18 protein-coding genes and 1 tRNA gene are annotated in these 25267 nt (G+C 56.8%); 14 read left to right on the top strand and 5 right to left on the bottom strand.

The features are described from left to right. The 10 genes from RSSM_RS29045 to RSSM_RS35360 all read left to right on the top strand — a co-directional run. Positions 1 to 260, top strand: a 260-nt coding sequence (locus RSSM_RS29045; protein WP_236621462.1) for a hypothetical protein, incomplete at its 5' end; no start/stop codon positions are given. A gap of 907 nt (positions 261 to 1167) precedes the next feature. Then, a complete protein-coding gene (locus tag RSSM_RS29040; RefSeq protein ID WP_008688280.1) occupies positions 1168 to 2259 on the top strand; it encodes a hypothetical protein in 1092 nt (363 codons plus the stop codon). Positions 2260 to 2378: 119 nt separating this feature from the next. Next, positions 2379 to 2612, top strand: coding sequence for a helix-turn-helix transcriptional regulator (locus tag RSSM_RS35565; protein WP_081613922.1), 234 nt, complete (start codon positions 2379 to 2381; stop codon positions 2610 to 2612). Further along, positions 2555 to 3079, top strand: a complete 525-nt coding sequence (locus RSSM_RS29035) for a hypothetical protein (RefSeq protein ID WP_390174076.1) — start codon at positions 2555 to 2557, stop codon at positions 3077 to 3079. Before RSSM_RS35565 ends, RSSM_RS29035 begins: the two co-directional genes overlap by 58 nt. After that, on the top strand, positions 3063 to 3632 hold the full coding sequence (locus RSSM_RS29030; protein WP_008688276.1) for a hypothetical protein: 570 nt from the start codon (positions 3063 to 3065) through the stop codon (positions 3630 to 3632). Before RSSM_RS29035 ends, RSSM_RS29030 begins: the two co-directional genes overlap by 17 nt. 11 nt (positions 3633 to 3643) lie before the next feature. After that, complete coding sequence (locus tag RSSM_RS29025; RefSeq protein WP_044303950.1) at positions 3644 to 4597, top strand: bifunctional DNA primase/polymerase; 954 nt, start codon at positions 3644 to 3646, stop codon at positions 4595 to 4597. Beyond that, the gene (locus RSSM_RS29020) at positions 4594 to 5514 is read left to right on the top strand and encodes a DnaB-like helicase C-terminal domain-containing protein (protein WP_008688271.1); all 921 of its coding nucleotides are present in this window, start codon (positions 4594 to 4596) and stop codon (positions 5512 to 5514) included. Before RSSM_RS29025 ends, RSSM_RS29020 begins: the two co-directional genes overlap by 4 nt. Next, positions 5511 to 5864, top strand: coding sequence for a helix-turn-helix domain-containing protein (locus RSSM_RS29015; RefSeq protein ID WP_008688270.1), 354 nt, complete (start codon positions 5511 to 5513; stop codon positions 5862 to 5864). The genes RSSM_RS29020 and RSSM_RS29015 overlap by 4 nt, the downstream gene beginning before the upstream one ends. A gap of 170 nt (positions 5865 to 6034) precedes the next feature. Further along, positions 6035 to 6274 carry a hypothetical protein gene (locus tag RSSM_RS32800; RefSeq protein WP_008688268.1) on the top strand — a complete coding sequence of 80 codons (240 nt, stop codon included), beginning with the start codon at positions 6035 to 6037 and terminating at the stop codon, positions 6272 to 6274. 131 nt (positions 6275 to 6405) lie between these two features. Beyond that, a complete protein-coding gene (locus RSSM_RS35360; RefSeq protein ID WP_144060211.1) occupies positions 6406 to 7983 on the top strand; it encodes a tyrosine-type recombinase/integrase in 1578 nt (525 codons plus the stop codon). Here RSSM_RS35360 and RSSM_RS28995 read toward each other — a convergent pair. The 3 genes from RSSM_RS28995 to RSSM_RS28985 all read right to left on the bottom strand — a co-directional run bounded on the left by RSSM_RS28995 (position 7937) and on the right by RSSM_RS28985 (position 12852). Continuing rightward, positions 7937 to 8010: transfer RNA gene (locus RSSM_RS28995), tRNA-Pro, on the bottom strand. The genes RSSM_RS35360 and RSSM_RS28995 overlap by 47 nt on opposite strands. Positions 8011 to 8176: 166 nt before the next feature. Then, a complete protein-coding gene (locus RSSM_RS28990) occupies positions 8177 to 9649 on the bottom strand; it encodes a hypothetical protein (protein ID WP_044303949.1) in 1473 nt (490 codons plus the stop codon). Between the two features lie 443 nt (positions 9650 to 10092). Further along, the gene (locus RSSM_RS28985; RefSeq protein ID WP_044303948.1) at positions 10093 to 12852 is read right to left on the bottom strand and encodes a membrane protein; all 2760 of its coding nucleotides are present in this window, start codon (positions 12850 to 12852) and stop codon (positions 10093 to 10095) included. A 467-nt stretch (positions 12853 to 13319) separates the two neighbouring features. On the opposite strand from RSSM_RS28985, the gene RSSM_RS28980 reads away from it, so the two are divergent. Continuing rightward, the gene (locus RSSM_RS28980) at positions 13320 to 14804 is read left to right on the top strand and encodes a coiled-coil domain-containing protein (RefSeq protein ID WP_008688259.1); all 1485 of its coding nucleotides are present in this window, start codon (positions 13320 to 13322) and stop codon (positions 14802 to 14804) included. Positions 14805 to 15285: 481 nt separating this feature from the next. Next, positions 15286 to 16041, top strand: coding sequence for a hypothetical protein (locus tag RSSM_RS28975; RefSeq protein WP_236621461.1), 756 nt, complete (start codon positions 15286 to 15288; stop codon positions 16039 to 16041). Between the two features lie 161 nt (positions 16042 to 16202). Here the strand turns inward: RSSM_RS28975 and RSSM_RS28970 are convergent, their stop codons facing one another. Beyond that, positions 16203 to 16616 (bottom strand): response regulator, encoded by a 414-nt coding sequence (locus tag RSSM_RS28970; RefSeq protein ID WP_008688255.1) that lies wholly within the window; start codon positions 16614 to 16616, stop codon positions 16203 to 16205. 509 nt (positions 16617 to 17125) lie between these two features. Between RSSM_RS28970 and RSSM_RS28965 the strand changes: the two genes are divergently transcribed. Then, positions 17126 to 18151 carry an NADP-dependent oxidoreductase gene (locus tag RSSM_RS28965; protein ID WP_008688251.1) on the top strand — a complete coding sequence of 342 codons (1026 nt, stop codon included), beginning with the start codon at positions 17126 to 17128 and terminating at the stop codon, positions 18149 to 18151. 121 nt (positions 18152 to 18272) lie between these two features. Then, positions 18273 to 19649: an NAD-dependent succinate-semialdehyde dehydrogenase gene (locus RSSM_RS28960; RefSeq protein WP_044303942.1), complete on the top strand. Its 1377-nt coding sequence runs from the start codon at positions 18273 to 18275 to the stop codon at positions 19647 to 19649. 156 nt (positions 19650 to 19805) lie between these two features. Here the strand turns inward: RSSM_RS28960 and RSSM_RS28955 are convergent, their stop codons facing one another. Further along, positions 19806 to 25250 (bottom strand): PAS domain-containing protein, encoded by a 5445-nt coding sequence (locus RSSM_RS28955; protein ID WP_008688246.1) that lies wholly within the window; start codon positions 25248 to 25250, stop codon positions 19806 to 19808. Positions 25251 to 25267 lie beyond the last annotated feature (17 nt).

Raw genomic sequence — 25267 nt, 5'->3', positions numbered from 1 at the left:
TCGGGGCGACACGATTTGAACGTGCGGCCTCTACGTCCCGAACGAAATGGCGGGGCGATGAAAACACCGTAAATTCCGCGATGGATGACGACGCGGGCGAACGGTTGCACCAATGGTTGCACCTGATCGCGGAAAACAGCGAACGTTCGGTCGCTTCGGTGGTGCTCGATGCGATTGCCGAAACGCTCGGCACTGACGCCGCGGGACGGTTGCTCGATGCGTTGGAACGGCAAGCCGAAGCGGTAAGCCGAATGGAGTAGGTTCTGCCTTGCCGGCGATCGCGGGCGATGCCAAAAGGAACCGCCGCGACATCACATAGATTGGACAGAGGGAATGCGGGTCCTATCTGGCTTTGTCGCAACGGGGGTCGCTTCACCGCGGCCTATCTCTGATTACGAAATTTGCAAAAGGCCTTCGCTTCGCTTCCCCCCCTACCCCATATTTCTGACAATAGGCCAGCTGGCGACCTATCGTTGGCCGGATCGCTTCACCATTGCAGCAAAATGATTTTTTTGCGGTCGGGGGAGGCCTTTTGGGTCCCTTTGCTTGTTCGTCCGATGCTGCGGTAAGATTCAGCCCAGGCATGATCGGACACCGTCCGGCGTGTGCGTGTGGCGGGGAGGGGGACGCTATGCACGCATTCGCTTGTGGGGGTCAGGGGGAGGTTATGCACGCTCCCCTTTGGGTCCTCCCCGATGGTTGTTGGCGTCCAATGCGATTCCCAGCCCCGTACGGCTGAGAGAGAGTCCGTCCGCTTCGGATTCACGGGACCGGGGGGCGGTCATTTTCTGACGCGGCGACACCGCATGACCGCTATGCCCACCTGCGAAATTGCGGCCAGCAAATAGGCCTTTTGGTCGATGTCGTGGACGGGGCCGCTTGGGTCCTTCCGGCGGTTCGTTCTGCGGGTTCATTCCCGCAAACTGGTCAATTTTTGCACGGGCTTGGTGTGATCGGGCATCACCCCCACCCCACCAATTTTTGAGGAGTAGCGAGCAACGCCCGAATCGGGAAAATGATGGGTGCGGGTTAGTCACCCGCTATTTCGTTATCGCCTGACCGCGATGACTTCTACGGTAGGCCGTTAGCTACGGCCGTACGATTCACCCGGCCGATTGCGATCCTTTCCGCTTCGGCGGGTGAATCGGCCAATTGAAAGGAATTGGAATGAATCAGCATTTACCGCCGGCGGACAGAGTCGTGCATCGTTGTCACAAAGTGCCGCTTGAAGCTCGAACTTTTGGCGACATGCTTCTTGGAATCAAGACAGTGGAGTCTTCCCGAAGTCGTGCAAACGAGCGGCACGAAACCGCGAAATCTAAACCAGATCGGGACATCCGCGGATGGAACGACTATCACACCATTGCAGCGATGCATGAAGATCGGATTGCGAGCAATCTACTTCGTGATTTACTCTCATGGCCGGGCGTCGATCGGATCAAGATTGAATTGGAGTCAGACGGGCAAAAGTTCTGTTCGGATTCACTGACTCGTTTTCGGGCAACGTGGTGCAAGTCGTGGGGGATTACGACATCTGCGTTTGACGAAAAGAAGCTAATAGACCTAGCCAAGTTCCTCGATGATCACACGTCAAACAGAAGCAACGCTAATCGAATAACCGTCATTCCTCCAGGGGTTCCAATTTCAGCGGTGTTCCCAGGTGCAAATGCTAGCGGCACAGAGTGGGGGAAAGCTGCGTTGCCTCCCCATGCATCCTCCGATGCGGAGTGTGCAGCTAAGCAAATAGATGCAGCCGATGGCAGTTCGCGGCCGAAGGACCAAGAAGACACGGACACCGTCCAACTAGAGGAGGAGCTCAACAAATTACGAGCAGAGCGTTTGCGTTGGGAATTGGAAAAGGAGAAAGCGGCCTTCCGATGGCAGCAAATTGTAGACGTTTTCTCACAATCAGTTTCGCCATTCGGAGGTTTGCCGTACACGCAAGCGAACGGAACCAGTAGCCCAACACCGGGAATAGACGGGCAAAAGCTACAAGACTCGGAGTCGGCAAAAGCCCCCCCTTCGATTCCGCAACGTGATGATACTGGGTGGGATTGGCTGACAACTGCCGAAATCGCAGAACGTCAGGGACTTACGGTCGACCATATTAAGAACGCTAGGGATCCGAATGTCTGTCAGTGGGTCAGTGATGACGGGCTGGAATTTATTGATGCGTATGGAAACCCGGCAAGAAAACCGCCCCCGAACGGGCATCCTCGATACCCAGTGAAATCGAGCGAATCGAGTAAATCGCGTTGAAAAATCGCTAGCGATTCGACTTAACAAAATTGACCGCCATGATGCAGGCGTGACAGGCATGAAACGTTTGTGCCTGCGAAAGTCTGCAAACGTGGGAGTTGATTTTGTCCACAAACAATATGGTCGCGGACGCTATCCGCGACGGTCACAAACGGGCGATGATGTCCGTTGATGACGTGGCAACCGAACTCGGTTGCTGTACTCGATCGGTTCGGCGATGGGCCGATTCGGGAAGGATGCCGCGGCCGATCAAGCTCGGTTCGCTTATCCGCTGGCAACGCTCGGTCATCGAAGAATGGATCGAGTCGGGTTGCCCCAATGTCCGCAACGCAAACAAGCGGGGGCGGTCATGAACCAGCAAGCACTCTTTGACGCCGGGGTGCCGGTGTTCGCTGCGTTTGTTGGCCGGCCGATCGAGCTATCGACCGCCGGCGACAAAAGCCGCGCCGCACAATTGGCACTGCTGACGGTGCTACTCAAAAGCCGAAGTGGTCGAGCGTCGACCGATGACATCGTTCGCGATGCGTCCAAGCCCTACACCGATGGGGGGAAGTGGCTCGGGCCGGCGATCCGCGAACTAGTGGAAGCGGGCCTAATCCGGCAATGCGGAGCGAATCGCAGCAAACGCGAATCGCGAAATGGTGGGCTGTTGAACGTTTGGGAACTGACCGACGTTGCCGCCGCCAAACAGAAAGTGAAACGCCTACGGGCGGCACTGTCTTTCACTGAAAAAGCCGATCCCGTGGCGGCAACCACGGAACCGGCCGAGTCACTTAAAACCACATCGAAAGGGGAAACTAACAATGGGCAAGCTATCTGACATTCTACGCCAACAAGGCACGCTGGACACCATCGCTTCGGCGTGGGATTCGACCGATGCCGCCGGCGAATACGACGTATTGCCGAAGGGTGACTACGTTGCCGACATCACCAAAGGTGAGGCGATCGAGTCGCGAACCAAAGGGACGCCGGGTTATCGGCTGACGTTTGAAGTCGTCGAGGGCGATCAAACCGGGTCGCGGTTCTGGCACGAATGCTGGTTCACCGAAGCGGCATTGTCACGCACGAAACGAGATCTATCCAAACTCGGTGTGACCGATCTGCGGCAACTGGAACAACCATTGCCGGCGGTGTTCCGCTGTGATGTCAAATTGGCAATCCGCCGGGATGATGACGGCAACGAATCAAACCGGGTTCGGCGGTTCGATGTCCGCGAAGTCATCAAGCCGGAGCCGGACGCATTCGCACCGACACCGACGCCGCAAACCGACACGGCCGGCGGTGCCGGTCGCGACGACGGCGGCAAGAAAACCGCGAACGGTTTGTTCGATGAAACCCCGAACCGCGACACCGGTGACGGGGGAACGTTCTAGTGCGAGAGGCGATGACCTTCGGTTATCGCATTGTCGGGCCGTGTGACCGCGAACGCATGTTGGTCGATTACGACCGAGCGTTCGCGGCCTACTCGGCTTGCGATGACCAAGCAAACATAGACAGCGAAGGGTTCCTATCTCCCTTCAAATACGACGACACAATTCAGACTCGGGCAACGAATGCCGCCGGTCGGCTCGATGTCCGAGGATTTAACGGGCCGTGCTGGTCGCGATTCGTTTGGTTCGACATCGACCGCGAAGGCGACATCGACGCGGCAACGAAAGACGCTCGGCGGTTGGCAGCGATGCTGACCGAACGGTATCGGCTCGATGAGTCGGAACTGTTGGTGTTCTTCTCGGGATCCAAGGGCTATCACATCGGCTTGCCGACATCGCTTTTCGATCCATCGCCGGCGGTCTGGTTCCATGCCGCCGTTCGCAAGTTGGCCGAAGGGCTCGCCGGCTCGGTTGGCGTTGTGGTCGATCCGGTGGTTTACAACAAGGTTCAACCGCTGCGGGCACCGAATAGCAAGCATGGAAAGACCGGACGACACAAACGGTTCGTGACGTTCGATGAACTCATGAACGTGAAGCCGGCCGCGATTGTGGCGAGCTCGGCCGAACCGCTCGAATTTGAACCACCGGACGCACCGGAGATAGACGAACGGGCGGTCGCGGATTGGCGGGATGCATGCGAAGCGATGAACCGGCAAGCCGAAGCGGCTAAGACGTTCGATAACAATCGAACCGAGCTCAACCGATTGACTTTCGATGTCATCGCGGGAGATGCAAAAAGCCCAAGACGTGCGGAACTGTATTCGGCCGCTGCGAACCTTGCCGAGTTTGGTTGTTCGCTTCGGCTGGCGTTGGCTTTGCTAACACCGGGTGGTTTGGACTGCGGGTTACCACCGAAAGATGTTCGGCGGGCTATCGAAAACGGTATCAACAAAGGCGGTGCATCATGACGGAGCGACAAACGTTTGTTCGTTGCGACCGGTTGTTCGATGACTGGCAAGACGACGTTTTGCACGGGGATCCACCGCGACGGTTCGACATCGGGCCGGGATTGGAGCACATCCGGTTAGGTCCCGGCATGGTCGCATTGCTTGGCGGGTCGCCCGGTATGGGCAAGACGGCTTTTGTGATGCAATCGGTCGTCTCGGCAATGTCCGCTGACGACACGTTGCGGGTTTGCGTGGCGAATGTCGAGATGCCACCGGAGCGACTGTTAGAACGGCAACTGAGCCGCCTAGGCGATGTTTCGTTGGACGACATCCAAAACCGAACGCTCAACGCTCGGCAACGTGACAAACTTGACGCTGCGTTTGACGTTCTCGACGACATCGCCGACAGGCTTGTTTTTGTGCGGGCACCGATGACGCTGGAAAACGTCGCGGACGCTGCGGATTCCATCGACGCGGATTTGATCGTGTTGGATTACATCCAACGGATTCGACCGGCCGGCAAGCATGATGACAAACGCGGTTCGGTTGATGCGACGATGGATTCGATACGACGGTTCGCGGATGCGGGCTGTTGCGTGGTCGCGTTGTCGGCTGTTGGGCGATCGAAGGACGCCAAAGGGCGGTCGAGTTATTCGGGTGAGGGGTTGAGCCTTGCTAGCTTTCGCGAATCGTCAGAACTCGAATACGGGGCTGACGACGCCTATCTGATCGTTCCATCGGCCAATTCGGACGCGGAACCGGATGATGCGGAAATCGACGTATCGCTTCGGCAATTGAAGTCACGCTACGGCAAGCCGACCGACGTTGAGTTGACGTTCGACCGGTCGCGTCAACGCTTTGAACTGGCCGAACCGGTGATGTCCGAGGAGCACCAACGATTGCGTGATTCCATCGCGGGATTGTGGGGTGAGGCATGACCGCCAAGACAAGACGCAAGCCGAAGCGGCAAACGGCGGATCGCTTCGCGGTGCTGAATGCCTTTGCAGACTTCACCGCAAAGGAACTGCGACGGTCAGAACTGTTGGTGTGGCTGACGCTCTACCGCGACACCCGCGAAGGCGTGGCGACCACATCACAACGCGACATCGCGAACCGCTGCGGTATTGATCGGAAAACGGTTGAACGTTCAATCGCAAGTCTGATTGATCGCGGACTGCTGATTGTGGTGAAGTCGGGCGGATTCCGGCGGGGCTCGGCAAGCTATCGAGTTTTGCCGATGTCCCGCGAACGGCTCGATGCGTTGCCGCGATCGCGTCCGAATCCCTAGGCGACATTTTGAACGGATCCCAGGCGACATAGCTATGTCGCCAACGTGGCGACATTTTGATACCTGCCCAGGCGACACCCAGATGTCGCCATTCCCATAAGGGACCATAAGGGTTCGCCCTTTTTGGTCCTACGGACAGGGCGAACAAAAAACGAAAGAAACTCGCAACGATGACGACACCGACCGCCGCCGATCTACGGGCACTCTGGACGACACCGCCGACGTTGCCGCCGATCAAACCGGCAACGCCGGTCGAGACCGAACCGAAACCGCCGCGGCGATGTTCGCACGGTGACCGCTCGGCATGGATCGAGACGGCGGATCGGTCGCGGCCTGGTTGGCTGCGGACGACGTGTTCGCGGTGCGGTCGATTTGTCGGCTACCGGCCGGCGGATCCGAAGAACAAATAACAATCGCAACGGCTCGGGCGGATCGGCTATGATGCTGATGCAACGGCTAGGTTTAGCGGCCGAAAATCGGTTTTCATCCACCGACCGCCGTTGCGTTCTCTTTCCTTGGATGAATCGTGGGAGATGACACGATGGCAACGCTTTTCAAAAAGCAAACAACGCGACCGATGCCCAAGGGGGCGAAAGTCATCATGCGGACGGTCAAAGGCAAACAGAAACAGTTTGCCCAATGGACCGACCGCAAAGGCAAACGCCGTACTGCGGAACTGACCGACAAGGGCGACCGGATCAAAACCGAAGCGGCAACGTGGACGGCAAAGTATCGCGACGGTGAGGGCAAGGTTTGTGAAGTCACAACCGGATGCCGCGACAAACAAGCCGCACAATCGGTGCTCGATGATCTGGTTCGACGCTCCGAACTGGTCAAAGCAAAGGTGATGACACCGCACCAAGACAGGATCGCGGACCACCAAAGGACGCCTCTATCGAATCACTTGGCGGCATACCTTGAACACCTGAAAAGCCGGGGCGTGCATCCCGACCGAATCAAGACGATGGGAACACGAATGCAACAAGCCGCCGACGCTTGCCGCTGGCGTTGGCTTTCCGATTTGAACGTTGACTCGCTGGAACGGTGGCTGGGGACGCTGACCGAGGAACCGGCCGGCGACGAGATGCCCGCCAAACTTGTCTCGGCATCCGTTTACAACGGGTTCGTTGAATCTTGGGTCGCGTTTGGCTTTTGGTGCATCGGAAAACGCATGGCTGGCAAACGGTTTCACTTCAATGGTGAGAAACGGCTGTTGAACAATCCGTTTGAAGGCATGCGTCGACGCGATGCCAAACAAGACCGCCGCCGGATCGCTCGGGCGATGACCGAAGATGAACTGACGCGGCTACTCGATGCGGCAAGACGGCGACCGCTTAATGATGCGATGACGATACGCACCGGACCAAGGAAAGGCGAGATTGCCGCGAACGTGTCAGACGAACGCAAAGCGAAGTTGCAACGGCTCGGGCGGGAACGGGCACTGATCTACAAAACGTTCGTTCTGACGGGTTTGCGGGCGGATGAACTGCGGACGCTGACGATTGCCGATCTATCGTTCGGCGATGTCCCGTTCATCAAGCTGCGTCATTCCAACGAGAAAAGCCGCAAGGGTTCAACGGTTGCGTTGCGTAGCGACCTTGCCGCCGACCTGCGGGAATGGATCCAAGGCCGCGACCGATCCGAAAACGTGTTCAATGTCCCGGCGGGTATCCTGCGGATCATGAACCGCGACCTGACCGCCGCCGGGATCGACAAGACCGACGCGGACGGATGCGTGATTCATATCCATGCGTTGCGGCATTCGTTCGGAACGCACCTATCACGGGCCGGCGTTGCACCGAGGGTCGCCCAAGCCGCGATGCGTCATAGCGACATCGCGTTGACGATGAACACGTACACCGACGCCCGGTTGCTGGACACCGCCGAAGCGGTAGAGGCGTTGCCGATCGCCCGTGATGCCGATCCGCGAACGGTTGCACCAATGGTTGCACCAAATCTGGTGCAACCAAAGCAAAATGAGTCAATTCCTGACCATTCGGCCGATGATTCTGACGAAGGCACCAACCGCGAAAAAGCCCGCAAAACGCTAGGTTTTACAGGCTTTTCTGATGTCGGGGCGACACGATTTGAACGTGCGACCTCTACGTCCCGAACGTAGCGCTCTACCAGGCTGAGCTACGCCCCGTGAATTTTCTTGGAGTTGTTTTTGTTGTGGTGGTTCTGTTTTATGACGGTTTCAGTTTAGCATTTTTGGGGTAGTTGATCAGCCGGGGTGGACCGGATGCCGGCACCCGGCTGAACGTTTTTTAAGACGGCTTTTATGGACTGAACTTGCAACGTGTGCGTTCGGCTCACGAAAGAGTGGTTCCCAAAATTTCGCCGATTTGTGCTTGTTGTTCGGGTGATACCCAGCGGAGGTCGATGATGATTTCGTTTCCGTTGACACGGCACAAGACGCCGGTAGTGGCTTCGGCGAGTTGACGTGCGACTCGATCCGCGGGTTTGGATGCGTCGAGTGTGACGACGACCTGTCGTGAGGTGATCACGTTGTCTGTTGCGTTCTTTTCAGGAAAGCCGAATGCTGCCGAATCGGAGGTGACCCGCGTTGCGGGGACGGCATCGAACCCGGCGAGCTGCGTGGAGAGACGGGTGGCGCGATCCTGTAGGTTGTCTTCCGAGACGTCTAGCAACTGTTGCAACGGCGAGTTGCCTGATGACTGCAGCGTGACCGAAGAGGCAACCAAGGACGTGAGCGCCGTCGGTGCGGCGGCGAGATCGGCAGCAGGGGTTTCCCGTAACTTCTGAATCGTTTCGGTGTCACCGACGATCAAACCGATCTCCGGTATCCCGGCGAGCACGCCACCGGCGAGCACGACCACGTCGGCTCCGGCCTGAAGATGGCCAACGATACTTTGAATTTCGATCGGGCCCGCCAATTCAAAAACACCGCCATAGGGTACGACGACGATGTCGACCCAATCGTCGCGGGAGTCGGCGGGGATTTGCGGAGTGGTTTGTGACGATGCCAAACGGACGAGGTAGTTTGACCGCCGGCGAGGCAGCGGATCGGCGATCCGTCCATCGTGCGACGCGTGGCGGGGACGCCCACTTCCGATTGGGCTTCGCGTTTGAAAATGACGTTCGCTCGACAGATCACTTCCGTCGGCGAGGCCGAACTCTCGAACCCGCGAACAACCGTGAGTCCTTAATCGCTCGACGAGTAGCTGCCCGGGACCGGACGTTGGTTCCCCGGCCGCGGAAACCGACATGGGCTGCGCACAACAACGTGGGACTGAAATCGAGCCGCCTCGTTTGCCAAGCGTCGCGATCAGACCCAAGGACGCGTCGAGCGAATTGGTAACGATCGCGTCCAATTCCCGTGTTTCCGAGTTGCCGTCATTGCACCGGCGTGCGACGGCGGCTGCGATCGCCTCACAAAGACGTGTGTCCACGTTTTCGACGCGAGCAGCATCACCGGACAGATGAGGAATTGCGGCGGCGACGGATTCGGAGGGCAGTCCGACACCGCTGCCCCGCGGGTTGAGCAAACAACCGGTGGCATTGATCAATCGCGTCGGTGTGATGGAGACGGCTCCGCCCCGCCACAACGCACCGGATTGCCAAACGTCTTTGAGCGGGCGAGCGGACTGTTCGGCTTGGCGTAGAATCGTGTCGACTTTATCACGAGCGGTCTTGGGCAGTTCTTCAACTAACTTGCTCGCCTGTTCTTTGAGGGAAGCGGCGGTCTCGTTGTCGGTGACTTGGCGGGCGAGATCGGTCACGCCGCGACGGAGAAGTTCGACGGTCCAGGGGGGGAGAGCCATGACGTTGCCTGCAGGTGCATCAATGAAAAGGGATCGTTGTCCTTCTATCATCGTCACCACGAGTCGGTGTCACAATCCCTCCGAAAAATCGATTCTCGCCCTCCCAAAAATCCATTTTCGCCCTTCTGAAAAACATTCTCGCCGAGCACGACGTTTGCGAACAACAAGCGATGGCTGGTTCGCACCACCAACCGCACCAACGAGCGTGATGCCAGGTAGCCGAGCCTTTCCGAGCCCCGGAATGGTCGGTGAGGGGGGAGAATGTTTTTTTGAGGAACTATCGGAGAACGTTGATAAACCGATTCGCCAGCGGGTGTTTGCTCTGGTTGTTTCGTGTTAACCGCGGATAACGCCGATCGGCTGATGGGGGCGGATCGGTTGGGAGTCTCGGTCGCGGGGAGACCGAGCTACGTGGGGTGAGAGCCTTGGTTGGCAGCGGATGTTTAGATTCCGTTGCTGTACATTTCGCTGTGGTAGATCGGTTCGGTCGGTTGCGTTTTGAGTTGCAATCCGCATTTGGCGGGTGTGCACGGGTTCTCGCCGTCGATGAAACCGCCGCATTCGATCAATCCACCTTCGCTCGTGCCGACCAATCGCAATAGATAATCGGGGTCGATCGGGCCGGGGTCGATCCACATGCCGTCAGGAGTCAACTCCATCGTGCCGAGATCAAGATCGAGCCCGCGCCGGACGACTTCGAAGTTAACATACAAATTCAGCAAACCGTTCTGCGAGTTGAGCAAATCGCTCAAGGCCGAAATCGTATCGCGTGCCGCCGTCGGTCCGCTGTTGAGTCCGCGAGCATCTCGGAAGGAACGAATGTCTTCGTTGAGTTCAAGCTGCATCGCGGCGATTCGCACAGACTGGCGACCGAGTTCGAAGTTGATCCGGTTGGCTTGCAATTGGCGAATGGTTGCTCGCAGCAATTGCCATATCCCGTCTTCGTATCCGTAGTACGACCGCTTGGCTTGTTCGTATTCGATCAACGATTGCCGGTAGGTGTTCCGTTCTTGCAAACGCGTGATCGGGGCATCCCACTGCAAACCGACCCGCAGCGATCCGGTGTTCTGTCGCAACGCAAAAGGGTTGTTGCCGTTGTTTTGGACATCGCCGGAGAAGGTCAGGTCGAGCGAGCTTTCGAGGTTGTCGGCAATGAACTCGATCGAACGATACTGGTCGACCAAATTGGCACGTGCGTTGGCCCAGTCCCGACGGTTGACACGTGCGATTTGAAGTGCTTCGGCGGGATCGATTTCAACCTCCGGTAACACCAAACTTTCAACACGGGCACGAGCCTGGACGAGTTGCAACGCCAACACGTCGTCACCGAGGGATGACAGCAAGTTTTGGCTCGCGAGGATGATGTCGCGACGTATCGCTTCGGCGGTTTCCGCGGAATCGCTCGATCCCGGGCCCGACGTGACATACTTCTCGATGCTGTCGGTTAAACGATCGACTTCGGTTTGATAGTCCACCAAGCGTTCCGACAGCTCGACGAACTGCTGTTGGAGTTCTTCGCCGAGTTCCATGATTGGGGCGATATCGAAAATGGATTCGTCGAGGGTTTCAATTCCGAGCAGCGAACAAATCGTTTCTTGTTCTTCCCGATAAAGGGCCAACAATGATTCTGTTTGTCGACGACGTTCGGGCAATTGTTCTTCGAGGACGTCGAGATCCTTTTGGACTCGCGGCAAGTCTTTGTTGACGAGGTCACGCGTAAAACGTGAAAGTGGTTTGATCGCCAATCGCAGCTTTTCGATCACCGCAACGGTGTCATCGTTCCAGTCCAAACGGGCACGCGGCAATCCGGTGGTTTCGTCGATTTGCATTTCGGCGAGGTCCAGCAACGCTACGTTCAATTCGCCCACCTCGGCTCGGGTGGCGATTAACTGTTCGCGTCGTGCTCTCAGTTCGCGATCGATCAACTCGAACCGGTTCAACGCCGGGTCGTTTATCTCGACACAGAGGTACGGTGGCAAACCGAGGTCACCCAGAAAATCGTCGACGGAGTTTTGGAACGCAACGCGTCGCGACACCAACGTGCTTTGTGCCGCGAGCAATGAGGAACGGGATTGGGCGATTTGCAATCGTTGACGGATGATGGCTTCGGGGTCGTCGGGAATCGTGGTCAGGAGTTCGACGAGCGTGTTCTCGAGGATGACCAGGTTCTCGCCGAGCCGGGCGATGTTTTCTTCCAGGTTGCGAATCTGCAATTGATCCTGCAGCAAACCGATAAAGCCACCGGCGTCGGGAACGCCTCCTCCGCCGGCCAATCCGAATCCGCCGCCACCGCCGAGTCCGCCGAATCCGCCGCCGAGCCCGGTGAACCCGCTCAAGCCGACACCGAAGACGCCACCGCTGCGGCGAACCTGTGTGCTGATGCTCCGGCCGGTGGTGATGTTGAGATAAAACTCGCGGCGGAACCGTTCAAACGAGCGAACGTTGGCGAGCAGCCTTCGTTCGGCGAGCGTCAACCGTTCCATGATTCGATCGCGACCGGCTCCTCGTAGAAGTGGTTGCAACAACGTGAAGTCGAGCACGGTGAAGGCCGATTGTGAATTGGGACCGCTGAGTTCCCAGACGATGTTGTTGGCGACGCCGACGATCAGGTTTCCGCCGGTGGCGAACGCCCGCTGCATCGCGAGGTCGCGTGGCCCGTTGCTGTCGGCACCCAGGGCGATCGCACTGCTGCTCTCGCCGTCGCGGCCTGCTCCAATTGCGGTGTAGGACGTATCCAGTCCGCCGTAGAACTGCGTGTCGAACTGGAAACGTTCGCTGCTGACGTCCAACGCCGAGAGGAACAACGTTTCGAGTTGTTCTTGGTATTCGGGTGAATGCAACAGGGCGATGCGAACGGCGTTGTCCGCATTGAGTTCGAGGACGCCGTTTTCGTTCAGCGGCAGGTACTGCCACCACACCGGGTTCTCGGCCGTGTTGGTCAAACCGGCTGCCTCCCACATCGGATATCCGCGTCGACCGTCAACGCACTGCATGTACCGATTGGACGCCGGGTCATCCAACGGCATCGGTTGGAAGTCGGGATCGAACGGGTTGAACATCCGACTGCGTGGATCCAGATCGATCTTCAGCGATGTGTTGACCGGGCGCGATACGTGGACCGCTTTTTCGGCGATCAGCGCGTTGGCTTCCTTGTCCGCCTGGACGCGGTAGTGGGCGCGAGAGCACCCGGTGATTCCCCCCATCGCCAGCAGGCCAAACACGAGTGCTCCCCAGGCGACTGCCCCCCGGTTGGAATCACGGATCTCGGGCGTTTGGGCCGTCGGCGGCATGCCGGTAGGCTTTTCCGCGCGATTTGGCGTCAATGGCGTCTGACGATCGAAAACCAGCAATCGTTTTGGCACGTCTTCCATCCATGGGGCTAGTTGTGCGAGTCATTCGGAACGTCCTGCGATTAGGATTCGGACGATCCGAGCGACCTGCTTGACCGGTTGGCGTCGGAAAGCCGCTACATCCCCACCATTGGCGTTTGATTGGTGACTGCTGTCCGGAATTTGACGGTTGAGGTGCTTTGAAAAAGCAATCCGGCGATCGGTGTCAGAAAACTTGGTGAAAAACTAGCGATTACGACGATTCGTCGATTAAACTTCTCTTTCGGGTAACCTGAACGCCTGCGTTTGAATCCGCATTTACTCCTCTTTTCTCCTATTCGATGCAGTACGCCCTCCTCGGATTGTTGGTCATCTTGGTGCTAGTCCAGGCATTTTTGCTGTGGAAAGCACGGACAGAATGGCGTTGGTACGAAATTACCGCGATCATCGTGACCACGATTCTCGCCGTTGTCTTCGTGTTTCCGGTCGCGGGTGCGCTGAAAAGCCGTTCGGAATGGCACAAAGTCAAAGAGAATCTCGACGCCCGGTTGGCAAAGGCCAAGGCGGAACAAAAAGAGCTGCGTGACGGGGATCGAAACAACCCTCTGTCAGACCAGGGTGCCCTGCCGCTCGCTCAAAAACTCGCCGCGATCGGGATCGAAGCGGGCCGGCGATGGCGAGGTTTGCGTTTCAACAACGCCAATTTCAACGGACAACCCACGATTGTTCTTTCGAAAGCCCCTGAGGCCGACAACGGCAACGATCCGCTTGATGCTCCCCCAGCGGGCGACGGCGGAGAAGCGGGCGAGGAAGATGCCGAACCGTTGCCGCTGATTCCTGAGTCGATGGTCGTTTACGGATTCGGAGAGGGCCGCGGCCCGAACATCGAAGTGCCGGTTCCGACCCGATTCTTGGGCGAATTCCGCGTCACCGCGAGTTCACCGACGCAGGTTACGTTGACGCCGACCGGGCCGCTCCTGCCCGAACAACAACGCTTGATCGAACAAGGCAACGCTCGCAGTTGGTCGGTGTACGAATTGTTGCCGCTCGACGGTCATGGCCCGTTTATTGCCGAAGGCAGCGCTCCCGACGACGACAACATTTTTGGTCGTGTTGATGATCAGTTGATCAACGCCATTCTGCAAAACGCGTCTGAAGAAACTCGCAGGAACTACTTGCGGGACGGTGCACGTTCGCTTCCCGACGACGAGCCGCTCTCGCGATGGGTCAAGATCGAATTCACGAAGAACCACACGATTACGGTCGACAGCCCGGACCAATACAGCGCGTTGGAAGGTGGCTTTTTCGACGGGAGTGGTCGTGCCGTGGACAGTCGCCTGCAGGTGGGTGACAAAGGACAGGTTCAATTCGCCAAGGGCGATTTGTTGGTGGTCAAGGAAGAAGCCGCCACTGCACTTCGTGCCGAAGGCGTCGCACGTCTGGTGGATGAATATTATCTACGGCCGCTCAACGACTATCGGTTTGTGCTGCGTCGTATTCGTTTGCGGATCGCCGAACTCGATAACCGAGCGGTGCAGTTGAACTTTGAAAAAGATGTTCTGCAGAAAGCGATTGATGCGACGGTGAAGATGCTCGCGTCGTATCAAACGGACAAACTCCTGCTCGAACAAGATTTCGAACAGTTCGAGAAAGAACGCAAAGCACTCGAAGATTACAACAAAAATCTTCGTGCGAACTCGAAAGCGACCCGCGAAAAGTTGGTGCGTCTCTATCGCAGCAACCAGGCACTTGAAGAGGAACTCGAACAGATTCATCGTTCGATCCAAGAACGTGTCAACTCGCTGACTTCCTCCGAAGTTCGATAGTCCGGTATCGCGTGGGTGGTTTGCCCGGCGTCAGTAACGGTTGCGTGAGAAGCTTCGCAGACGGTTGGAGTGAACCGCGGTCGAATGGAGTGAACCGCGGTCGAATGGAGTGAGCCGCGGTCGATACGCGACTCCGCCTCGCCCGTTGGCTAGCGTGCTCTGAGAAATGATGTAGCGGTGGACATGAAGTATTGCGGGAGGTGCGGCACCGATGCGTGGTGCGTCACGTTCAAATTTTTGGGAACAAGGCCGTAACGAACGTCGCCAAGGCTTTCGGTGATTCACGAGCTCTCCCGAAACTCTTGGCGAGTTTCGCTACTCGGCAACTGGGCTTCGACGCACTAGACCGATCAAGGTCAGGACGCTTTGCGATCTGCTAGGGTAGTAGGGAACGTCTGCGTCTGTGGCATCAAACGGCCGCGAACGCACAGGTGCGGACAGTCTCTTCGATACGAACCTTGTCAACGAAACGCCTACACGGATGCACGATTTACCGGACCGCCCGAACACATTGGTGCTTTCGTATCTTGGGATCCGGCGTGCGATCGGGGTCAGTGGTCTGTTGCTGCCGGTCGTTCTCGGGCCAGGCGGATGGTTGTTCGGCATCCCGATTCAAGACAACCTGAGCAGTTATTATCACACGCCGCTGCGTGACGTTTTCGTGGGCACGCTGTGTGCGATCGGCATCTTCTTGTTCTGCTACCGCGGATACGACTTCGTCGAAAACTGGACCGCCAACCTGGGATGCGTGTCCGCGCTCGGAGTGGCCTTGTTTCCCCTGGACTTCAACAGCGATCCACTCGTGCAGAAGTCGTTGACCGGTTATCTGCACACGCTCAGCGGAGGAGTGTTTTTTCTGACGCTCGCGTTCTACTCGCTCTATCACTTCCCCCGCGACTCTCGTCGGGAGCATGAGCCGCACATTCGAGAACGCGATTTTGTCTATCGGATGAGCGGTCTCGTTATCTTGGCCTCGATGTTGGCCATGGGCGTGTATCTCTTCTTGCTGCCCGCTGATTGGAAAGCCAAACTCAACGCGTTCAACTTCCTCTTTTGGATGGAATGGATCGCGGTTTGGTCGTTTGCGGCGGCATGGTTGGCCAAGGGGCGTACGATTGTCGCCGACATTGCCGTCGACGTTTTGGCGTACTCGAGCCAACTCGTGCTCGGTCCGGACGCCAAGAACACGAACGACTCGGCAGGACCCTCGGACGACCTCAATGACAGCACGCATTGAACCGGCAAACGCCGCCATGCAATTTGGTCACTGTCCCATCGAACACTCGATCGGTCTTAGAGCATTTTGATGGTGGACGTGTCCGATCCCCTGTCGCTGAATTCGCCGGAGTTCAGGCCGCCGAGATTTGGCGACATCGGATTCGTCTTTTCAAGAACGCTTCAAACGGCATTGAAATAGCGCAGCGCCGCGACCGCGAGAGTGCGGACGTTTACGGGCTTTGGCACGACCGCTTCGACGTGGAGTTCGCTTAACTCACCGAGTGTTTGTGGATTGATCTTTGAGCTGCAGACAATGATCGGAATGTCCCGAAGCTGTTCAATCTCACCGTTGCGAAGACCCTCGATCAACGCTTCGCCATCCATCCTAGGCATCTCCAAATCCGTCACGATCGCATCGGGGCGGAAGTTCCTTGCGACTTCCAGGGCCGCGTATCCGTCTGCCGCAGAGAGGGTCGAGAATCCGAGTTGTTCGAGAGTTTGCGTTACGAGATGGCGAGTCGTCGCCGCATCATCAACTACCAGTACGGTAGCCAACGGTTCGGGGATAGGGTCTCGTTCGGGTACCTTCAACATAACTCGCCTCGGATGAATTAAATCGGATCAACAGTCACCTTTTCACCTCGCGGTTCTGGCAATCTCGAAAGGAAAAAACAGTCAAAAAGTTGTCAAAACGATGTGAAACAAAGCAAGCAAACGATGTTCCAACACTCCGCGTCGCTGTGGCGATACGCCGAGCAATCGAGCGTCTATTTGCGGTAGAAACCCGCAAAATCCAACCCTTTGTCCGTTGGCTGTAGGTTGGACGTAACACGTAAATGCATGGATTTGCTCAATTTTCGCGAAACGCCAGCAACTGTAGCGTTGGCAGTGATGTGTCGTTCGCACGGTTTCGGTCGCTAAACCCACAGTTGGGTTCGGTCAGCATGGAGCGTTTACTGCGCGACGTATTGGCACATCAATCGCTATACCCATCGACTGTACGTCGTCGCACTGGTTCGGTCGGTTGTTGAACACCGCTTCGCACCGATGAACCATGTTGACCACACATTCCTGAAACCCATTCCCGAAAGTTCAATCGCACTATGAGCACTCAAGTCAACCAAGCAGTCCAAAGCAAACAAGTCGAGTTGGTATCGCGTCCGGAAGGTATGCCGACGAGTGACAACTTTCGTTTGAACCAGGTATCGATTGCCCCGATCGAAGAAGGCGAGATCCTCGTCCGAAACGAATGGATGTCCGTGGATCCCTACATGCGTGGGCGGATGAAGGAAGGGGACAGCTATGTTCCACCGTTTCGCATCGACGAGCCGCTCGAAGGTGGTTGTGTCGGACGGGTGGTTGAGTCGAAGAACGATCGTTTCGCAGAAGGTGACTTGGTTCTCGGCAATCAGGGATGGCGTGAGTACTGGAAGTCCGATGGGGAGGGTGTCCAAAAGATCGATCCTGAACTCGGGTCTCCTCAAGCCTTTCTAGGTGTGCTGGGCATGACCGGGATGACCGCATGGGTGGGCCTGAAGCGAATCGCGAACCTCCGCTCGGGAGATACGGTGTTCGTCTCGGCAGCATCGGGGGCGGTCGGTTCGATCGTCGCGCAGATCGCCAAGGCGAACCAGTGCACCGTTATCGGTAGCGCCGGAAAGGAAAGCAAAATCGAGTGGCTGCGTGACAAAGCCGGTATCGAATCGGTGATCAACTACAAGAAGACTAAAAACCTGTCTGATGAACTCGCCCGTTTGGCTCCCAACGGAATCGATGTTTACTTCGACAACGTCGGTGGCGATCACCTCGAAGCGGCACTCGAGCAGATGAACGACTTCGGAAGAATCGCGGCTTGCGGAATGATCTCGACCTACAACGCGACGGAAGCACCTTCGGCACCGCGCAACTTGTTCCGAGTCATCGCGAAGCGGATTCGCATGCAAGGTTTCATCGTTCGAGACCACATGGATGACTACGAAGAATTCATCAGTGACGTTTCGTCGCTCATTCGTAGCGACCAGATTGTTTGGGAGGAAACCGTCACCGAAGGTTTGGAGAATGCCCCCAAGGCATTCATCGGGCTGTTCGAAGGAGACAACCTTGGCAAGTCGTTGGTGCGAATCAGCTAGCGTCCTGCAAGATTTTCGTCGTTCGGTACGTTAATCGCTACTGAGGTGCTTCGTTAACAAAATCGCAGTCGCGTTCTCATACGCGACGCGTCGAAAGCACCTATCAAAACGGAGACGTTTCATGACGATTACGAGCGTGAACCCAGCCACCAACCAAGCGATCGAAACATTCACACCGCTGACCAAGGATGAAACCTTGGAAGCGGTGAAGTCCGCTGACCAAGCGTACCAAAGTTGGAGACATACATCCTTCAAGGAGCGGAAAAACGCGATCGCGAAATTTGCGTCGCTGCTTCGTGAGCGGAAGGAGGAGTTCGCGGAGTTGATTACTCGCGACATGGGAAAACGGATTTCGGAAAGTCGTCAGGAAATCGAGTTCTGCGCGGAGATCGCGGATTTCTACGCGGAGAATGCGGAGCGTTTCCTTGCAGACGTTCCGATGGAAGATGTCGACGCGGATGCGTACATCCACTACGAGCCGATTGGTGTGTTGATGGGCGTGATGCCGTGGAACTTCCCGTTTTATCAGGTGACTCGATTCGCCGCGCCCAACATTATGGCGGGGAACACCGTGATGGTGAAACATGCGAGTAACGTACCCCAGTGCGCCGAGGCGATCGAAAAACTGTTCGCCGAGTGTGGGTTGCCTGACGGCGTCTACACCAACCTTTTCATCCCGTCGGAATTTGTCGACGCCATCGTGTCTGACTCGCGGGTCCAGGGTGTTTCGTTGACCGGGAGTGAACGAGCCGGCGCCGCCGTTGCCGCGTTGGCCGGAAAAAATCTAAAGCGATCTGTGTTGGAACTCGGCGGCAACGATCCTTTCATCGTATTGGACGATGCCGACATTCAACAAACCGTCGAGTTGGCGGTCAAGGGACGCATGGTCAACGCGGGGCAGTCCTGCGTTGCATCGAAACGTTTCATCTTGCTCGAGTCGATCGCCGACGAGTTTATCGAAGGTTTTAAAGAGGCAATGGCATCGATGAAGATGGGCGATCCGATGGACGAAGAGACCACACTCGCTCCGTTGTCTACCGAAGGTGCCGCACAAAAGCTGCAGGAACAGGTTCAGTCGACGATCGATGCGGGGGCGACGGTGTTGTTGGGAGGCGATCGTCCGGATCGCGAGGGCGCCTATTTCAATCCGACCATTCTGACCGATGTCACACCGGACATGCCGACGTTCGACCAAGAGTTGTTCGGTCCCGTCGCGACGGTGTATGTCGTGAAAGACGAGACCGAAGCGATCGAACTCGCGAACCGCTCATCCTATGGTCTCGGCGGCAGCGTCTACACGCGTGATAAAGAACGTGGGCGAAAGGTCGCTGAGCAGATCGAAACTGGAATGATGTTTCTCAATCAGCCCACGAGTTCACAAGCCGAGTTGCCATTTGGTGGGATCAAGAATTCGGGATACGGTCGCGAACTTTCGCACCTCGGTATCCTCGAATTTGTGAACAAGAAACTGATCCATCTCGGCCCAGCGAATTCGTAGGGAAGACTTGGTTGCGGACACGCTCCTTGTGGCGTGCCGACACGTGGTCCTGAAACTCACTGTGCCTAATCCGTGTAGCTGGACTCGCCAGAGTTCAGGTCACCGAAGTCTGGCGACATCGGCTGCGTCATTTCCAAAATCGCTTTCGGCGTCTGGCTATTCGTGATCGTGGTTCGACGTCATCTCCGCAACCATTTGGATCAGTCGTTCGCCATCGATCGGTTTGGATAGATAGTCATTGCATCCCGCCTCGAGGCATTCATTCATATCGCCCTGCATCGCGTCCGCGGTCAGGGCGATGATCGGTCCGGGATAGCCCAATGAACGCAAGATCCGTGCGGTTTGGTATCCGTCGAGATTCGGCATCTGCATGTCGAGCAGAACGAGAGCAGGGCAATTCGATTTGCCGAGTCGGTCCTTCATGTAGTCAACGGCGATCTGGCCATCTTCGCACTCATCCACCGACGCTCCTGCTTTGGTGAGGAGCAGGCGACTGAGGAAACGAATGTCGCGTCGGTCGTCAACGACGAGAACATGACACGCTAGCGCTTCTGCGGTTCCGTTGGAGGTTTCCTTTGGTTTGGCCTCCTGAACCGATTCCAAATTCAGATCGATCAGTTCGACATCGTCGATTTCACCCACGTCGATCGACAACGTGAACTTGCTGCCGACACCTTCGGTACTGTCAAACGTGATCTTTCCTCCGAGCATCTCGGCGAGTCGTTTACTGATCGCCAGTCCGAGTCCGGTGCCGCCGAAGTGTCGACTCACGGTCGAATCGCCTTGCGAGAACGGTTTGAAGAGACGTTCTTGTTGCTCTTCGCTCATGCCGATTCCCGTATCGACAATGTCGAAGCACATGAACCCGTGGCCTCGCGAGGCAGCGGTGGTGTCGCTGGCTAGAGATTGTCCGTTCTGCGTTGTGGTTTGAGGATCGTTTGAGACGCTCTTGTCTTTGTCGGGTTGGTACCGGACTAAGATTTTGACGGACCCTTTTCGCGTAAATTTGATCGCGTTGCCGACGAGGTTGATCAGAATTTGTTTCAAGCGTTTGGCGTCGGACTGAATCAATCTCGGGAGCTTGCCGACATAGGCAACTTCGAGTGAAAGGCCGCCCTCGCTCGCACGAACCTCCATCACGCTACGGACGTCTTCGATCAGTCGTGCCGGGCCGAAACGTTCGTGTTCGATATCGAGTTTGCCGGCTTCGATTTTCGATAGATCGAGGATGTCGTTAATGATATCGAGAAGGTAGTCACCGTTACGACGAATGGTCGCAAGGTGGCCGATGGCTTCGGGATCGTCGATGATGCCGCTGATCAGGTCGGCATACCCTAAGATCGCGGTCATCGGGGTGCGGATTTCATGGGACATGTTGGCGACGAACGCGCTCTTGGATCGGTTGGCGGCCACGGCGACGCGTTCGCTTTCTCGTAGACGTTCAGCGTTGAGATGCTCTTCCGTCGAATCCCAATACAATCCGTAAAGGCTGACGACGTTGCCGTTCTTGTCTCGAACCACTTCGCCGACACCGACCATCCATCGGATTGTTCCATCGTCTCGGATGACGCGAAACTCGTGTTCGAAGTCACATTCCCCGGATGTCGCTTTCCGCCAAGCTGCTTCGAGTCCGGAACGATCTTCCGGGTGGACGTGGTCGAAGAAAAGTTCAGGGGCTGCCGTTTGGTCAGGAGGAATGTTGAGCATTTCGTAGACCTCCTCGGTCCAAATGCTGCCGTCCGGAGTCCACTCCCACGCGGCCATTTCGCCCGATCGCAGAGCCAGACGCAGACGTTCTTCACCCTGCCGGATTCGTTCGGCAGTTACCTTCTGTTCGGTGATGTCCCAATTCAGTCCGACCAAACGAGTAGGCTCGCAGTCATCACCGGGGATCAACGTTCCGCTCGCTGCGAGCCAACGTTGTTCGCCGTCGGGACGGACGACCCGAAACTCGACTTTGAACTCGTTGTTGGCATCACCGACTTTCGGAATGGCGGTTAGAAACGTCGGTAGATCATCAGGATGGATCAGGTCAAAGAACGTCTTGCCTATTCGCGGTGCGTGCTTGTCGACGCCGATGACGTCGCACCACTGATCGTCCCAGTGTGTGATGTCCGAATCCGGCAACCATTCAAATGCGCCCATGCGGGCGGCTTCCATCGCGAGCGAGAGACGTTGGCGGTTTTCGTTCAATTGGTTTTGAAACTGAACTTCTTGCGTCACGTCGCGTGCCACCAAGGTTCCCCGTACCGGCTTGGGCGGCGAGACCGTATCGTCAAAGAAGACTCGTTTGCGAATATCCAACCATCGTGTTTCCCCGTCGGGCATGATGACTCGATGTCGATGCGATAGCTCTCCACCACCCTTGGAGGCGAGCGATTGATCGATCGCGGTGTTGATGTGGTGACGATCGTCCGGGTGGAACCGCGAATGCAATTCATCCCGGGAGATACGCATCGCCTCGTCTCCGAATCCGTACAGACGTGCCGCTTCGGGTGACAGTTCCACTTGTCCGGAAACGTAGTCCACCTCGGCCAACCCCAGTGCAGCGACGTCGATGCCGAGCTTCAACTTGCGTCGCGATTCAACGACTTCGGCTTCGGCCTGTTTGCGGTCGAGAATATCAACCGCCGAAGGGATCAAATGCGTGACGTTGCCCTGGTGGTCTTGAACCGGGTTGAGCATGAAATCGAGCACGCGTTCTTCATCACCGATCGCGCGATAACGCATGTCGCGACGGATCGGCTCACCGTGGGCCGCTCGGCTGACGAGGTCTTTGAGTTCTGCTTGCAGGTTCGGATCGTAGTTCCACCAGAACGTGTCCCAGAACTTCAATCCGATGACATCGTCCCGCGATATCCCAGCGGATCGTAGCGCCGGTGCATTCGCTTCCAAAAGGGTTCCGTCGGGCGACAATACGCCGATGAATGCCACCGTGTTGTCAATGACGCGTCGCAGTTGTGCTTCCCGATCGGCGAGTTCCAAATGAACACGTTTGCGTTCGGTGACGTCCGAGATGACTCCGAAGAAGTCTTCCACGGTTCCGTTGGGACTTAACGCGACCTGCCCTCTTCCGTGCAACCATCGACGCTCGCCGTTGGGAAGGTTGATGATGTATTCTTGGTCGAAGGTCGTCTTTTCGGCGATTGCTTTTTCGACGGACTTCGCGATGTGGTCGCGGTACTCGGGATCGATTCGGCTCATCACCGTTTCGAGGTTTGTTTCCTCGCCCTCTTCGAACCCGAAGAGCCTCCGGAGGCTGTCTTCGACAACAACCTCGTTGTTCCGCATGTCCCAACTCCACGGGGCGACCCCGCTGAACGCCATCGAGAGTTCGAGCCGCGCCTTCGCGTGGGAAAGTTGACGTTCGGCGGCATGACGGTCTCGAATGTCAACGCCCGACGGGATGAGATACTCGACGTCGCCGTTCTCGTCAAATACCGGTGCGATCATGAAGTCGATGTAGACTCCGTCATCACCGTCGGCAAAAAGTGAAACGTCGAAACGCACTGTTTCGCCGTTGAGAGCCCGCTCCATCGCGTCGCGTATCGATTGGGAGACTTTGTCGTCGTAAGTCCACCATGGTGCCTCGGCGAAGTGCTTTCCGACCACTTCCTCGCGTGTGATTTTGGCGATTTCGAGGGAACGGTCGTCCACCTCCAACAACGTGCCGTCGAGACCGACCAGACCGACCAGACCGAGTTGGTGGTTGATGACTCGCCGCAAATGAGCTTCTCGTTCGGCGAGATCCAACTCGTAGTGTTTTCTCTCGGTGATATCGGTGCACATCCCCACCCACCGTTTCACCGCACCGCCACCGTCGCGTTGCGGCAACGCTCGGACTTGTGCCCACCGATACTCGCCACTGCGTTGATGCCAGATTCGATACTCCAGCGAAAACGGTTGGAGCTCTTTGACGGTGGCTTCCCACGCTTTGATGGTGCGTTCTCGATCTCCTTCGTGAATCGCGTTCAACCATCCATAGCCGATCCATTCGTCGAACGATTGCCCGGTGAATGATCGCCAACTCGGTGAGTCTTCCGTTACTTTTCCTTCCGCGTTCGTCACCCAAACGATTTGCGACGAAGCATCCACGAGCAATTGAAACAACTCCTCGCTTTCGCGCAGCTGCGTCACGTCGGTAAACGTGACAACGATCCCGCTGTCCACTCCGGTGTGAGAACGATACGGCAACACTCGCCGGATGTAGGATCTGCCGGAATGAGCATCCACCGTGTCCTCGATCGCGACTCCCTTTCGAATCTTCTGAGGATCCGGCAGGGGAGGCATGTTCTCGACACTGGGCACGAATTTCTCCAACGGACGGCCGATGTCCGTCGGGATGAGGTCGTAGATGTCCGCGATTGCGGGAGTGAAGCTGCGAATGAGCAGGTTTTCGTCGAGGAACACGGTTGCAATTTGAGTGCTCCGCAGCAGGTTTTCCAGGTCGTCGTGAGCCCGCGCGACGGCATCACTGGTCGCCTTGATTTCCTCTTTCGATGTTTCGAGTTCTTCGTTGGCGGACTGCAACTCTTCGTTCATCGAGAGCAATTCTTCGTTGGAAGACTTCAGCTCTTCGTTGGCGGCTTCGATGTCCTGGAGAGTTCGGTCGAGATCGTGACGTGTCGTTTCGAGTTCCCACTCCAACTGTGCAACGAGCGTCTCCTGATCGACGCCCGCTGAATTCTTTTCCGAGTGGCTGTGGACCTCATCACGGCGATACGGTTTGCCGACATCTTGGAAGACGACCAGGAACAACGGATCGTCCTCGCCGAGTTTCGGCATCGGTTGGACGGTGATCATCACGCGTTGATTGAGTTCACCGACGCGAATCGACATGTCATCGTGTTCGACACGTCTCCGTTTTTTCTTTGCTTCGGCGATCGCGGCGCGTAGACCGACACGCAGCCCTCTCGCTGACATTTTTACGATGTTGTTTTGGTAGTCACCGCCGCTGACCGTCAGGTATTTCTGCATGTCGGCCGACGCGTTAAGCACCTGGCCTGATTCATCGATCACGACGCTTTTGGGGGCGAACTCATCGAGGGTGATTTTTTGGCGGATCTCCGTTAAGTCAGCGACTTCCTCTGGATTCGTGGTGTGCCCTTCGATCGGCATGGGCCGGGCACGTTGGGGGCGGTTCGCACGAGAATGGCGTGACGGAATCGTAGTCGCCTTTCGTTGGGAGATTCGATAGCGGGTATCGAGCGGTCGGAACAACTCTCCATGCGAAACGATGTTCTCGCTCGGTCCGAGAAACAGATACCCGGACGGCCGCAACGCGTAATGAAACAACGGGATCAGTTTGTTCTGAAGGTGTGCCCCCAAGTAGATCAAAAGGTTACGACACGTGATCAAATCCAAACGGGAGAAAGGTGGATCGCTGATGAGATTGTGAACAGAGAAAAGAACCATGTCACGAATCGACTTCGAGACGTGATAACGTTTCCCGCGTTTGACAAAGAAGCGATCCAATCGCTCGGGGTTGACCTGTTCTTCGATTCCCGACGGATAGGCTCCCGTTCGAGCAATTTGCAAAGCACGCTCGTCGATGTCGGTTGCAAAGATTTGAACTTGGCACTGCACCGCCAATTCGTGCATCACTTCTCGGCATAGAA

The sequence above is a fragment of the Aporhodopirellula sallentina SM41 genome (assembly GCF_000346505.1).
GTDB lineage: Bacteria > Planctomycetota > Planctomycetia > Pirellulales > Pirellulaceae > Rhodopirellula > Rhodopirellula sallentina.
The sequence above is the reverse complement of the archived record's forward strand: the minus strand, read 5'-3'. Positions and strand labels throughout refer to the sequence as shown.